The 13,821-nt window shown below is 41.7% G+C and carries 10 protein-coding genes; 7 read left to right on the top strand and 3 right to left on the bottom strand.

The genetic code is table 11. The features are described from left to right. Positions 1-483: 483 nt before the first annotated feature. From AC570H_RS03330 to AC570H_RS03320, 3 genes are read left to right on the top strand one after another with little or no spacing between them, the layout of a single operon-like run. Positions 484-2,913, top strand: coding sequence for a TonB-dependent siderophore receptor (locus tag AC570H_RS03330; RefSeq protein WP_497351692.1), 2,430 nt, complete (start codon positions 484-486; stop codon positions 2,911-2,913). A gap of 13 nt (positions 2,914-2,926) precedes the next feature. Further along, entirely contained in the window at positions 2,927-4,042 is a 1,116-nt protein-coding gene (locus AC570H_RS03325) for a PepSY-associated TM helix domain-containing protein (protein ID WP_497351690.1), read from the top strand. 56 nt (positions 4,043-4,098) lie between these two features. Beyond that, positions 4,099-5,076 (top strand): Gfo/Idh/MocA family protein, encoded by a 978-nt coding sequence (locus tag AC570H_RS03320; RefSeq protein WP_497351688.1) that lies wholly within the window; start codon positions 4,099-4,101, stop codon positions 5,074-5,076. A gap of 3 nt (positions 5,077-5,079) precedes the next feature. On the opposite strand, the gene AC570H_RS03315 is transcribed toward AC570H_RS03320, so the two are convergent. After that, positions 5,080-5,823: a LytR/AlgR family response regulator transcription factor gene (locus AC570H_RS03315; protein ID WP_497351686.1), complete on the bottom strand. Its 744-nt coding sequence runs from the start codon at positions 5,821-5,823 to the stop codon at positions 5,080-5,082. Between the two features lie 5 nt (positions 5,824-5,828). Next, positions 5,829-7,736, bottom strand: a complete 1,908-nt coding sequence (locus AC570H_RS03310; protein ID WP_497351684.1) for a sensor histidine kinase — start codon at positions 7,734-7,736, stop codon at positions 5,829-5,831. Between the two features lie 391 nt (positions 7,737-8,127). On the opposite strand from AC570H_RS03310, the gene AC570H_RS03305 reads away from it, so the two are divergent. From AC570H_RS03305 to AC570H_RS03290, 4 genes are read left to right on the top strand one after another with little or no spacing between them, the layout of a single operon-like run. Beyond that, entirely contained in the window at positions 8,128-8,445 is a 318-nt protein-coding gene (locus AC570H_RS03305; protein WP_497351682.1) for a hypothetical protein, read from the top strand. A gap of 33 nt (positions 8,446-8,478) precedes the next feature. After that, entirely contained in the window at positions 8,479-8,799 is a 321-nt protein-coding gene (locus AC570H_RS03300; protein WP_497351680.1) for a hypothetical protein, read from the top strand. Between the two features lie 58 nt (positions 8,800-8,857). Continuing rightward, a complete protein-coding gene (locus AC570H_RS03295) occupies positions 8,858-9,703 on the top strand; it encodes a GLPGLI family protein (RefSeq protein WP_497351678.1) in 846 nt (281 codons plus the stop codon). Positions 9,704-9,713: 10 nt separating this feature from the next. Then, entirely contained in the window at positions 9,714-12,386 is a 2,673-nt protein-coding gene (locus AC570H_RS03290; protein WP_497351676.1) for a hypothetical protein, read from the top strand. 37 nt (positions 12,387-12,423) lie between these two features. Here AC570H_RS03290 and AC570H_RS03285 read toward each other — a convergent pair whose 3' ends face one another. Continuing rightward, positions 12,424-13,818 carry a sialate O-acetylesterase gene (locus AC570H_RS03285; protein WP_497351674.1) on the bottom strand — a complete coding sequence of 465 codons (1,395 nt, stop codon included), beginning with the start codon at positions 13,816-13,818 and terminating at the stop codon, positions 12,424-12,426. Positions 13,819-13,821: the final 3 nt, after the last annotated feature.

The following is a 13,821-nucleotide window of genomic DNA, read 5'->3' as shown; positions in this document are numbered from 1 at the left end:
ATATATCACCTAAAATCAGATCTTACAACAAGTGTACAAATAATGAAATGCCTGTGGCAATGCCTTAACTTAGTTCAGGTGTTTCATGATATGGCTTGCCGATTATTAGCCTGGCGAAATGGAAAATGCCCAACAGCAATGCGGCTGGTTTGGGCTGCACAAGCTCAAAGATAGCGCTGAACCGAGAGTCAGGACTTTTTTTTGATTTCTTTTGAGCGAAGACTGTATCTGCCGTTAAACATAAAGCAACTGCAAAAGAGATTTTTTTATCATTTAAACAACTGAGTGATTGAGGTTTCGACCAACAAGACATTCCAAAAAATAATTAGCGGCAACCTTCAGGCAAAATTTGACGTATAAACAAATTTTACCCCACACTTAAAAATCTATTTTTTTTCAATAAAAAGAGCTACAACCTTTGGTTTTAAGAAGCTAAATGCCTTACATTTGCGCTCAATTTATAATCAGTTTAAATAAAAACAAATGAACTTAGCGTACTCAGTTCGCCTGCACACCAAAGCTGTTCAAAGCTGGGCCAACTGCAAAACATCAATCAGACTAGCCGTCATCCTTATCGTTGCCTTATTTTGGGGTCAATTACAGTCAGCAACCGCACAAACCAAATCAGAAACTGGAGATATTTCAGGACTGATCACCACCAATGATGGGAGTTTGGCACAAGGCGTAACCGTAAAACTGAAAGAAAAAGACAAGGTTACCACCACCAACTCGGCAGGTGGTTTCGAATTCAAAAACATTCCCTTTGGCAAATACACCGTAGCAATTGCCATGATGGGCTACGAAAGCACCAGCAAGGAAGTTGAAATCAGCGTAGCCAACCCCATTGGAAAAATAGATTTCAAACTCAATTCTTCGAGCCAAAACCTGGAAGAAGTTGTGATCCAAACCGGAGGAAACCGCTTTGCCAAAAAGGAAAGCGATGATGTAGCTAAGATGCCTCTAAAAAACATCGAAAATTCACAGGTTTATACCGTTGTAAGCAAAGAGCTGATGAAAGAGCAAATTGTAACCGATTACAACAGTGCTTTTAAAAATGTTCCGGGAGCAGGTGTAGCCGAAATCCGTAACCAAGGCCGAACCACTTCCATGTCGAGGGGCTTCCCTACTCCGCAAGTGGTGCGTAATGGTGTGGGCAGTTTTACTTATTCTACCGTCGACCCAGTGAACTTGGAACGTGTTGAGGTAATCAAAGGCCCTTCTGCAACCTTATTTGGCAGTACCTTATCTTCATTTGGGGGTTTGTTTAACCGCGTAACCAAAAAGCCTTTCGAAACCTTTAAAGGCGAATTGTCTTACTCGGCTGCCAGTTACGACCTTAACCGTTTAACTTTAGACGTAAACACGCCATTAAACGAAAGCAAAACTGCTTTGCTCAGGGTTAATTCAGCACTGCATAGCGAAAGAAGCTTTCAGGATGCCGGTTTCAGCAAAAACTACATCATTGCACCAAGTTTTTCGTATGCCATTAACGATAGGTTGACTTTATTGGTCGATGTAGAGCTAAGCGCCTACAAAGCCACTTCGCCCACTCGTTTTACGCCTGCTGCAAGCGGAAAAGCCAGAAGTGTTGCAGACCTGCAAATGCCTTACAAACTGTCGTTTGCCAATAACACCGTCAATTATACTACCCAACAATACAATATTTTTACTCAGCTGAAATATAAAATATCAGATGCCTGGACTTCACAAACTGTGATTTCGAGAACGAGGTCTTCATCCGAAGGTTATGTGGTTGCTTTAACGGGACTAACAGATTCTACGCTCAGACAACAAGTAACTTATCAGGATTCCCCTTTTTACGGAACGGATATCCAACAGAACTTTATCGGTGAGTTTAAAATCGGCAATATGAGAAACCGGATTGTAGCCGGATTGGATTATTACAACCTGCGTGCCGTTAGGAACGATGCGATTGTAAACATGCCTGCCCTCAATTTTAGAAAGCCGGGAGATGCTTATAATAACTTTAACCTGCAAAGAGTGCAGCCTTTATTTGCTAACCCTGCTATTCCTATTACCAATATCATATCCAGCGATGAGGAAACCTACAGCGCTTATGTTTCTGATGTATTTAACGTCACAGAACGTTTATTGGTAATGGCCGGTCTACGTGTGGACAGATACATTAACAACGGTACTTTCACCCCAAGCACCAACCTTACCACTGGCAACTATAAGCAAACTGCATTTTCGCCCAAATTTGGCTTGGTTTACCAATTGCTGAAAGACAAATTATCGGTTTTCGGAAACTACATGAATGGTTTTAGCAACGTGGGTGGCTCTGATTTTAATGGAAACACCTTTAAGCCTCAGCAAGCCAATCAGTTTGAAGGCGGAATAAAAGTCGACATGTCGAAAATTACGGCTACTTTAAGCTATTACGATATGCGCGTAACCAATGTTATCTATCAAGATCCTAACCCTGAACATGCTAATTTCTCTGTACAAGACGGTACACAGTTGAGCAGAGGCATCGAGGCTGAAATCATTGCCAACCCTTTTCCAGGCTTGAACATTGTGGCCGGCTATACTTACAACAATAGCAAGTATACCAAGAACAGATCAAACATGTTAGGACTGAGACCAGCAACAGCAGGATCGCCAACTTATGCCAACCTTTGGGCCAGCTACAGATTGGTAAAAGGCGAACTTCAAGGATTGGGCATTGGTTTTGGTGGTATTTACGGTAGCGAATCGTTTCAAACCAACACGACTACCTTTGCATTTACCATTCCTTCGTACCTGGTATTGGATGCTTCTTTATTTTACGACAGACCTAAATTCAGGATCGGTTTGAAAGTAGACAACCTGACCAACGAGAAATACTATTCGTTTAGGCTTGCTGCACAAAATCCGACCAGGATAACGGGCAATGTAACCTTGAAATTCTGATCGCAACAGCACCATGGCTAAGAAAACTAAAAACAATAAAAAAATCTTCAGACAAATACACCTTTGGCTCGGACTTGCATCCGGGCTAATTGTGTTTATCATTAGCATAACTGGTTGCATTTATGTTTTTGAGGAAGAAATACGAGAGGCGACCGAGCACGACCGTTTATTTGTGACCGCAGCGCAAAAGCCTTTTGTGGGGATGGCCCAAATTGTGACCAGTTTACAGCAACTGGCTCCAAAGGAAAAAATAACGGCAATCAGGATTACCGAATCAGTCCCGAATGCAACCGTAGAAGTAGCGACCAAAAACCAAACCTATTTTTTTAACCCCTACAATGCCAAACTGGTTTATAAAGGCAAAGCCGATTGGTTGGATACCGTAGAAGAGATCCATACCAGTTTGTTGATGGGCGAAACCGGCAAGTTCATCCAGCGTTGGGCCGTAGTCATTTTTGGCATCATGCTCATCACTGGAATTATTATCTGGTTTCCGAACCAAATTCGTCTGATTCGTCAATCGCTCACCATTAAGTGGGGCGCTTCTTTTAAACGTGTAAATTATGACCTGCATCAGGTGTTGGGTTTTTATGCGTCTTGGTTTTTGATCATCAGCGTGCTTACAGGATGTTTTTTCGCTTTTAAGGAGGTGAAGAATATGGTAAGCTTTGTGACAGGCGACAAACTGACCGACGGCAAAAAAATGAAGGACCAAGTGGCTCCTGCAACCGAAACACAAGCTTTGCGCTACGAACATATCTACAGCAAAGCGCTTGTGCAATATCCGGGTGTGGTATCGAGCAATTTAACGGTTCGCAAAACCGGAGAATTGCGTCTGAGACTGATCTACCCTTATAAATGGTACCGCAAAAGCAACACTTTCTTTTATGAAGAGAAAAGCGGATTGCTGCTGAGACAAAAACTATACAAGGATTTTAACAAAGCCGATCTGATTGAGGCGACCAACCGCGAGTTGCATATTGGCGCACTTTTTGGCCTGCCAGGAAAGATCATCGCTTTTTTGGTGAGCTTAATCGCTGCCAGCTTGCCTGTAACAGGCTTTATCATCTGGCTGAACAAAAAGAAGAAGAGCAAAAAGAAAAAACATACCACTCCAGCCCTAGCCTAAACAATTTATTTGTTAGATTTTTTAATTTAGCAGCAGAACAAGTAACCTATTGATCAATGCAAGAAATTAAGTGGGGCATTATTGGCTGTGGCGATGTTACCGAAGTAAAGAGTGGTCCGGCATTTAACAAAGTAGCCAATTCATCGCTCGTGGCCGTGATGCGAAGAGACGCTGCAAAAGCGGCCGATTATGCCCAGCGTCATGGCGTGCCCAAATGGTACAATGATGCCTCGCAACTGATCAATGATCCAGCAATCAATGCCATTTATGTGGCTACTCCGCCTTTACAACATGAGGAATATACCATCCAGGCATTAAAAGCGGGCAAACAGGTGTATGTAGAGAAGCCAATGGCCTTAAATGCCGCAGCAGCCAAACGCATGGTGGAAGCTAGCCAGCAATATGGCGCCAAACTGAGTGTAGCCCATTACCGCAGAGCGCAGCCGATGTTTTTGAAGATCAAATCGTTATTGGCCGAAAATGCCATTGGCGATATTCGTTTGGTAGATTTGCGGATGTTGCAGCCTCAGCAAAGTGCCATCATTGCCAACTCGGAAGAGAACTGGCGCATGGATCCAACTATTGCTGGCGGTGGTCTTTTTCACGATCTTGCCCCTCACCAAATCGATTTGATGCTGTATTACTTTGGAGCAATTAAGCGCTTCGATGGCATTTCACTCAACCAAACAGGCCAAAGCCCAGTTGATGATTTGGTAACAGGGCATATTTTATTTGAAAATGGTGTGGTTTTTAACGGCACTTGGTGCTTTTCGGTAGCTCAGGGCCAACAAGTAGACGAATGCCAGATTTATGGCAGTAAGGGCAAAATCAGCTTCCCGATGTTTGGTCATCAAGTTAAACTTACGGTTAACGGAACAGAAGAAACATTAGACTTTCAGCCACTGCAACATGTAGAACAACCCATGATTGAGCAAGTTGTTGCTTACTTTTTAAATCAGGGCAATAACCCATGTAGCGGAGAAGAAGCGGTTAAAACCATGGAGCTCTTGGATGGCTTTACCACAAAGCAATAGCATTTACGAGATATTTTGCAGGTATCGCAGTACTTCGTCGCGCTTGCGGCTGGATACTGGTATTTTTTCATGATTTTCTAACTCCAAGTAGCCTTCTCTGTAATATTTCTTTACATATTTAAAATTAACCAGGTACGATTGGTGACAACGGATAAAGCCTAAGGGAATCAAGATGTTTTCGTATTCCTTCAGACCTTTCGATACCAGGATTTCACGTTTATCTTTTAGGAAAAAAGTGGTATAGCCTTTATCGCTTTGGCAATATACAATATCTTCAATCTCTACAATTTCAATATACTCGAGGCTTTTTAAGGCAATCCGTTTGGTGCTTACATTTCCTTTTAGGTAGTGGTTGAGGGCAATTTCAAGCTGTTGCTTATTGAAATGTTCTTGTTCGTTGTGGCGATGGCATTTAGCCAATACGGTTTCTAACGCTGTCTCGTCTAATGGCTTTAACAAATAGCCAAATGCGCCTAAATTAAGTGCCTGTACGGCATATTGGTCGTAAGCCGTTAAAAAAACAACCTGAAAGTCTTCTATTCCGATTTGGTTAAACAAACTAAAGCTATCGCCGTCTTTAAGCCTGATATCGGCCAAAACCAGATCTGGTTTTAATGCAGGGATCTCTATGGCTGCTTTGGCCACTTCAGCCGAATGTCCAATTACCTGCAAGTAATCAAACCGTTGTACCACCTGCAGAATATGCTGCAGAATGTTCGCTTCATCTTCGAGAATATAAAGTTTCATAACTGTTAATCTTTAATCAATGGGATTGCTATTTGTACCAAAACGCCTTTCGACCCCTCGCTTCTTTTGGCTGCTACCTCAAATTTTGCCTCTTGTCCCTTCGATTTGAAGAGTACATCGAGCCGTTCTTTTTGGATCACCTGCGCCAGTGATTGCTTTTGTGGACCGTTAGCTTCCTTTTGGCCAAGTCCACGGCCATTATCATCTATTGTGATATGCAGTTCCTTATTTTCAGCCTTGAAATTAATGGTTAAAATGCCTTTGTAAGAGATATTCCTGAAACCATGTTCTATCGCATTCTCCACAAAGGGCTGTATCAGCATCGGCGGTATCAGGGTTTGCTCCAGGTTTAAGTTCTCGTCAACATTAACCTGGTAGTCGAAGAGGCCGGTAAAACGCATTTGCTGCAACTGTAGGTAGTTCTCCAAAGTAGCGATTTCTTCATCGAGATCGATAAATTCCTTACGGCTTTGTTCCAGGATGCTCCGCAGCAATTTAGAGAATGCACCAAGGTAAAGCAAAACGCCCTTGGTATCACCAGCCGACATCAAACCTTGCAAATTGGCAATAGAATTAAAAATAAAATGTGGGTTTAATTGCGTTTGCAACAATTTTTGTTCTATTTCTAAACGCTTGTTTTCCGATTGCAGCAATTTGTTTTTTGCCTTTAATTGTTGCTGCTTGTAAATGAAGTATAAAAAATAAAGTAGGCCCAGAAAAACCAGTACCGATAAACCAAGGCTCCACCGCTGCTGCCTAATGATTTTTTCGCTGAGCTCGTTCCTATTGTTCAACTCGATGATGTTCCGGTCTTTCTTTTCCGTTTCGTATTTCTCTTCCAATTCGGCAATCTTTACCGCCTCTATTTCTTTAATGTCCCTAATTTCGATCGCGTGTGCAGAATCAATCGCCACCAAAGCCTGCTCATAATTTCCCTTCAATTTGTAGGCTTCGGCCAAGCCCACGTACAAAGAGCTTTTATGTTTTCCCGGTAGTTTTTTTCTATAAAATGCTATGCCTTCTTTGGCATAATAAATGGCCGAGTCTGGCCGATTGTTCCTTAAAAAGCTCGCCGACAAATTATTATAGGCTATATGGTTAAGGTTATTGGTTCTTTTAAGGTAATTGAAATACACCCGGCTACATTCGAGTACTTTATCGTATCGGCCCTGCTTATCATAAATCTGTGATTCATTATCATAGGTTCTGGCAATAGCAATGCTATCGCCAATTTTAAAGGCCAGGTTTCTTGCCTTGGTATTGCTGGATAACATCATGGGGTAATCGCCCATCTTGGCAGCCAACAGAAAAGAAATATCGTAAAACCGTTGCTTGGTTACCCGATGCAATTTATAAGGATGGCTTTCGTAATACTTTTTGGCATATTCTAAAGATTTATTAAAGTTGTTGTTGAGGTAATAGGCCTTGGCTATCAAATCATAGTAGCGATAGGTCAGCTTGCTGTGCAAACTTTCTGCAACCTGCATTTCTAAAAGCATCTTGTCCATTAAGGTAGACCTTATTACAGCATCGTTTCCAGATTGCTGGTCGAGTATGCTGTTACGTTTGAGTATATCGACCTCATCATTGGGCTTTTTGCTTTTCATTTGATTAAACTCGACCAAAGCAAGATCGCGTTGCTTTTCATAGTTGTATTTTTTGGCCTTGAAATAATGAAAAAAGGGATTGGAATTACTATCTGTCTGCTGTTTCAATAAATTGTATTCACGGAAGGTCGCCTTTTTTAGTTCATCGGAAGAAAGTGTATCTAGCGAAATTAGATGCGAGAGGTAATCTTTTTGGGGATCAACCTTTTCGGGACTGGCCTGCTTCTCTTTTTGGCTGTTGGTGCAAGAAGCCAAGAATAACAATACAAAAAACGAATAGCTAGCAAAAGTAGTTTTTAAGCGCATGTAGAAAAAGATAGCTGAAACAACAAAAATAGCACCGTTTTTTAAGACCAGCACTATTAAAAATAATTTCTAAAAATATCGCTTTATGCTCTTTTTGCTGATAGTGGATCAATATTCGGCCGGTTTTCATTGATATCCGCTAACATCGCCCAAATATTTGCACATCTTATTCAACAAATGCCAATAGCCACCTAATCAATCGCTCCAAAAAACGGCAAATACAGATATTTCTTTAAAGGCTACGAATATCGGTAAGGAATGGCCAAATATGGATTGGCCATTGTTGAAGCAGTTATTTAGCCTGAGTTTAGCATCAGAATGAACGCTCTTATTAGAACCATCCTCCATTTCTAACTGATAAAATTTTGATTATTTACTTAAAAACAAAATCATGAAACATTTACTCATTGCATTCATTTGCTTATTTGTAGGAGCTAGCACATTTGCCAGCGACCTTAAACCTAAAAAAGACGAACCAACAGTAACCAGAGCCGAAATCAAAAAAGCCGGGAACAAAATAGAAGTTAAAACCACCAAAACCGAAAATGCCCGCCGCAGACAAATGGGCTTCGGATTTCACGATGGATGCGGACAGATTATGATCGTATATGTATCTGCCGGCAATAGCGTTTCTGATGTTTCGATGTGCAATACTGCTGCAGCCTATGCAGAAGCCCACATGAACATGGCAACAGGTTGTTTCTTCTAAGCCATCAATATTTACTTATTAAAACAAAAAATCATGAAACATTTACTCATTGCATTCATTTGCTTATTTATAGCCGTTGGCGCTTCTGCCAATGACTTAACTCCAAAAAAAGCATTCCTTGCAACAACCAAGACAATAGCCAAAAAAGGCGACAACAAAAGCAAAATCAACATCTCTCTCAGCAAGATAAAAGAAAGCAACTTCTTCAGAAGACAAATGTGCTTTACTTTTACCGATTTGTGCGGACAAACCATGCAGGTTTGGGTTTCTGGACCAAGCAGTGCTTCAAACTACGATTTGTGGCATACAGCTTTAGAATATTCGCAAAGCCAATTAAGCTGGGGCTGTTACTAACAGCCAAATAGAATCTGGAGGATGGTTCATTTTTAAATTCACTTAGCAAGTCATTTATATGCGTTATTATTTTAAGTTTTCTGCTGCCGTTTTATTGCTTTTTGTTTTTTATGCTTTCCGCACTAAAACCAGCCAAATGCCCGAAGGAAATTTAGGTATTGCGATTTTTCATTTTTCTCATATCGCTGATACCACCAACCCTGCCCGTGTTTGGAACGAGGATTTTCTATTGGCATTCGATGCCGAGCAAAGTCTTTATACGAGCTACACCAAGATCAGCCAGGATTCGATGCAACAGGCCAAACTTGAACAGGCCATCAAATCGGGAAGCAATAATGTAAACATGGGTCTTTTCATGCGCACCACCACAGATAACATCTACGTTTATGAAAAAGAAAAGAATCTATATGTGAACAAGAATTTCAACAGGAACAGTTACCTGATCAAAGAGGCTTTACAGGCCATTGATTGGAAAATAGGAACCGAAACCAAAACCCTATTAGGCTACACCTGCCAAAAGGCCACGGGGATTTGCAAAGGCAGGGCTTATACCGCATGGTTTACTACCGATATTCCATCAAGTGCGGGGCCATGGAAACTGCAAGGCCTGCCTGGATTGATTTTAGAGGCCTACGATCTTAAAGAACGCATCAAATTTACCTGCACAAAGGTAAACCTAGGCAGTGCATTGCCTCAAGCGCTATCCCTCAAACTGCCTGCAACGGCGATTGCAACTACATCCAACGAATATAGCCGTATGGAAAAGGCCTATCAAGAAGGCTTAGATATAGGTACCAGCAGTGGCGAAGACATACAGATAGATAAGGCTACGTTAAATGGCAATACGGCAAGTCCTGTACGCAAGAAATTCGCTGTAAACTATCCGCTCGAATTGAGCAATTAAACCTTTTGCTTTGGGTACCAAGCGCCTGTTCGTATTTATTAAATTGCTTTTTGCAGTGCTTTCGCTGTCGGCCCAAGAAAAAGCCAGTGTGCAAGGCTTGGTAAAAGACAGTATCGGAAATCCGGTTGTGGCGGCCTCTATAACTGTGATTACAGTTAATGGTGCCGGAATTGCCTTCGCAAAAACAGATGAAAAGGGAGGTTTTAGCTGCACGTATCAAAGCAATGGCGAACAACTATCCATTAAGGTAAATGCTTTGGGCTACAAATCCCAGAGTATGCCTATTGAAGCAAGCTCTGCTCCTTTAATCGTCATCCTCAAAAAAACAGTGACGCAGTTACAGGAAGTGGTTATCAAATCAGACAATAAGATTTCCCTTTCTAGCGACACTTTAAAATACAACGTAAAGGCATTTAAAGATCAAAATGATCGAGTAATTGCCGATCTGATCAACAGGTTGCCAGGCATACAAGTAGACGATAAAGGCGGTATCAGCTATAACGGCAAGCGTATTGCCAATGTGTATATCGATGGCGACAACCTATTGGACGGCAATTACAGGTTAGCCACCAATAAGGTTCCAGTAGGCTCGGTTGAGCAGGTACAGGTAATTGAGCGCGACCAGCCCATTAAAGCACTGAATGGCTATGTAACCACGAACAATGTTTCGCTTAACCTTAAACTAACCGACAGCGCACGTACGACCATTACTACCAATGGCTACGCTGGCTTGGGCAATAAGGCCTATACTGGAGAGTTGAACAACCTTATTTTTCAGAAGAAAATCAAGAGCATCAACAGCCTTAAAGCCAACAATATTGGCGAGAACCTGCAAGGCGAAAACGAAAACATCAGCGCCTCTTTTAACAATGATGATATCGCACTAAAAACGCCTCTGCCCTATCTTTCGATGGCCAGCGAAGTATTGCCCACGCTCGATGAGAAATACTACCTCATGAACCATGATTTTTCTGGAAATATCAATACCCTATTCAAATCCAAGTCTGACTGGTCTTGGCGATTGAATGCAGCTTCTATTCAACTCAAAAAAGACTTCAACTACCGTAATTCGGTTAATTATCTATTGGCAAATGCCGACACCATCCGCTACGAGGAAATACAGGATCACAGCGAAAGGCTCAACCATTGGAAATTACAGGCGCAGGTAGAAAAGAACAGTTCATCGGTGTATTTAAAATCCATTACCAAATTAGATTTACCCAAGTGGAACAGGGTTGGAAATACCGTGCAAAACACACAGGCTTTTGATCAAAAACAACCGACAGATTACCTATCGTTAAGTAACGAAACGCAATTGGTAAAAGCCTTGGGTATTAACCACATCCTCCAATACAACTCTATTGTCCAGTATTACAAAACCAATGAAAACCTGATCATCTCGCCTGGGATCCAGAAAAACATAATTAATGACAGTTTGAGCTATCTCCAATTGCAGCAACAGGCACGTACCTGCAACATTTTCATCAACCAGAGTGTTAGCTATAAGGCAAAAATCAACCGACTTGTACTATCTATTTCCTCAGGTGCCTTTTTTGAACATAACCAGCTAAACAGCCATTTATTTAAAACAGACAGCACAGCTGCCGTTAACGAGGCGGGACCGAATTTCATAAACGACCTTAAGTTTGATCAACTCTCGGTTTTTGCCAAGGCTTCGGCCATTTACCTCATTCCCAAAGGATCGATACTGGTAGAAGCCAGCCCAACCTATAGCATGATTGATTACAGCTCTCCAAACGCAGCGCCCCATCAAAACAACTATTTTTTAGCTAATCCACTTGTCGAATTCCGTAAAAACTTGGGCAATTATAGCGAGTTCAACTTTAGGTATACCCAAAGAACCACTTTTGGAAGAATCAATGATATTTATTCGGGCACGATCTTGATCAATTACAGGCAGCTCAATTACAATGAAACGCCTTTGCCTAAAACAGATGTAAACTCCTTTAGTCTGAGGTATTCCTATCGAAAGCCTCTGCAACTGTTCTTTTACAACATTTCTTTCAATTACGACAGAACTGAGCAGAACTTTATCAATTCTTACCTCGTTACTAACGGCATTACCAGATCGACGGCGATCAATTTTGCAAACACAGCCGATAACTATACGCTCAATACCGGCTTTTCGAAATACCTGTTTTTTATGGCTACCCAAATTTCGGCCTATGGCAGCCTGAACCTTCAACAGGGCAATGTTTTTTACAACAACGAAATTTCGCCCTTTAAGGCTTATCGCTTTAATGCATCGCTTACGGCACGAAAAAAACTATTTACAAAAATCACCTTGAGTTTAAGCGGAGAATTTAGCAGGGGCATAAACTTGCAGCAAACATTAAGCAGTACGACGATTCGCAACACAAATTGGCTTCAAAAAATCAAAGCTACGTACCAGCATCAAATCAGTAACGAGCTGTCTTATGCTATTGCCTATCATTTTACTGCTTATCGACAATCGCTGCAACCTGTCATCAAAAACAACTTCTTAGACTTTAATGTCAAATTTGCGCCGGCCCAGTGGAAAAGCTATTTCGAATTGCAAGGCACTAACTTGCTCAACCAAGACCTGTATCAGCAGCTTAACACTAGCGCCAATCAATTATCGGTTTTTGAAATGCCTTTGAGGCGAAGAACCTTGCTGGTTAAGTATGTGTTTTCTTTTTAAGTTTAATTAACAGTTTAGCAATCAACAACTCTCTAACCTACCAACTATCCGTTCTGAACGGACCCAAAGGCAAGCCTTCTACATTGTATAAATTGCCAGCTAATGTATCTTTAAAGGCGTAACGCACGGCTACAGGAACTTTTACGCTGTCGCTTTTCACTACTACTGTTTTGCCGCTAATCACCGCATCGGCAGGATAAAAAACCTTGTCTTCTCCCGCTACTTCAAAAGAAATCACTTTTTGGTCGTAACTGGTTAAGCCAAGAGGGGCATTATCAAAGGTAACGGTTGCTTTATTATCGGTTACTTTTAATGATTTATAAGTTGGCCCCATAAATGCTATCCCCGTTTTGCCGTAGGCATTGGCCAACGCCCAATATACCAAACGTCTACTGATGATGGTTTTGTTTGGTGGATGGATGGTAGTTTGGCTCCCTACATCTACACTTACCACCATACCCGAATTGGGAATCAATGACATGGCCTTGGTTTGTGCCTCGTACAATAAGGCAACATCTTCTTTATGGTCTTTGTATAAGTTTGGCGCAATTTGTACGTAGTAAAATGGCCAATTGCCAATGCCCCAAAGCGTACGCCATTCTTTTACCATGGCTGCCATCTTTTTATCGTAGGTAAGCGGATTAACACGGTTATTTTCGCCTTGATACCACAATGCACCTTTAATCTGAAAGCCCACAATTGGACTCAACATTCCATTGAACAATACCGCTGGATCATTTTTAATGATTTTAGCCGTATCTGGCGGATTCTTAAAATCGTTAAATCCCGTTAGGCTATTCTTGGTCATCCAGGCTTCTATATCAGTACCCCCAAAGGCCGATTGGATAATACCTACCGGAACCTTCAGCTTCTGTTGCAGCAAGCGCGCAAACTGATAACCTACGGCACTAAATTCTTTTGCTGTTGCTATACTGCTTGGTTCCCATTTGGCATTGAGCTCATTAACTGGTGTACGGCTCATGTTTCTTGGGATGCGAAACAACCTGATATTGGGTTCATCTGCATCAAGCAGGATATCGTTTGAGTTTAATATCGGTTGGTTGGGAAAGCCTTTTACAGGCATTTCCATGTTCGATTGGCCCGAACACAGCCAAACTTCACCAATTAATATATCGCTTAGGGTGAGCTTGGCGCCATCGTTAAAACTCAATGAATACGGACCGCCCGCTGCCGGCGTAGCGATGTTGGTTTTCCAATTGCCATTGGCATCGGCTTTTGCAGTATAGGTCTTGTTGTTCCAAGAAGAAATGATGACAACATTGCTGTTTGCCTTGGCTTTGCCCCAAACCCTTACGTTTTCTTTTTGTTGCAAAACCATTCCATTTCCAAAAATGGCCGGCAATACAACGGTGGCGTGCACATTTACAATTGCACCTAAAATAACGGCTAGTACGATCAATAATCTGTTCATGTT

Source organism: Pedobacter sp. B4419 (genome assembly GCF_059693725.1).
The sequence above is the reverse complement of the archived record's forward strand: the minus strand, read 5'-3'. Positions and strand labels throughout refer to the sequence as shown.

What these genes read in the sequence shown, in the direction of transcription:
- AC570H_RS03295 (WP_497351678.1), top strand. Translation starts at nt 8,858, where the DNA reads ATGCGTTATTATTTTAAGTTTTCTGCTGCCGTTTTATTGCTTTTTGTT.
- AC570H_RS03320 (WP_497351688.1), top strand. Translation starts at nt 4,099, where the DNA reads ATGCAAGAAATTAAGTGGGGCATTATTGGCTGTGGCGATGTTACCGAA.
- AC570H_RS03315 (WP_497351686.1), bottom strand. Translation starts at nt 5,823, where the DNA reads ATGAAACTTTATATTCTCGAAGATGAAGCGAACATTCTGCAGCATATT.
- AC570H_RS03330 (WP_497351692.1), top strand. Translation starts at nt 484, where the DNA reads ATGAACTTAGCGTACTCAGTTCGCCTGCACACCAAAGCTGTTCAAAGC.
- AC570H_RS03310 (WP_497351684.1), bottom strand. Translation starts at nt 7,736, where the DNA reads ATGCGCTTAAAAACTACTTTTGCTAGCTATTCGTTTTTTGTATTGTTA.
- AC570H_RS03325 (WP_497351690.1), top strand. Translation starts at nt 2,927, where the DNA reads ATGGCTAAGAAAACTAAAAACAATAAAAAAATCTTCAGACAAATACAC.
- AC570H_RS03305 (WP_497351682.1), top strand. Translation starts at nt 8,128, where the DNA reads ATGAAACATTTACTCATTGCATTCATTTGCTTATTTGTAGGAGCTAGC.
- AC570H_RS03300 (WP_497351680.1), top strand. Translation starts at nt 8,479, where the DNA reads ATGAAACATTTACTCATTGCATTCATTTGCTTATTTATAGCCGTTGGC.
- AC570H_RS03285 (WP_497351674.1), bottom strand. Translation starts at nt 13,818, where the DNA reads ATGAACAGATTATTGATCGTACTAGCCGTTATTTTAGGTGCAATTGTA.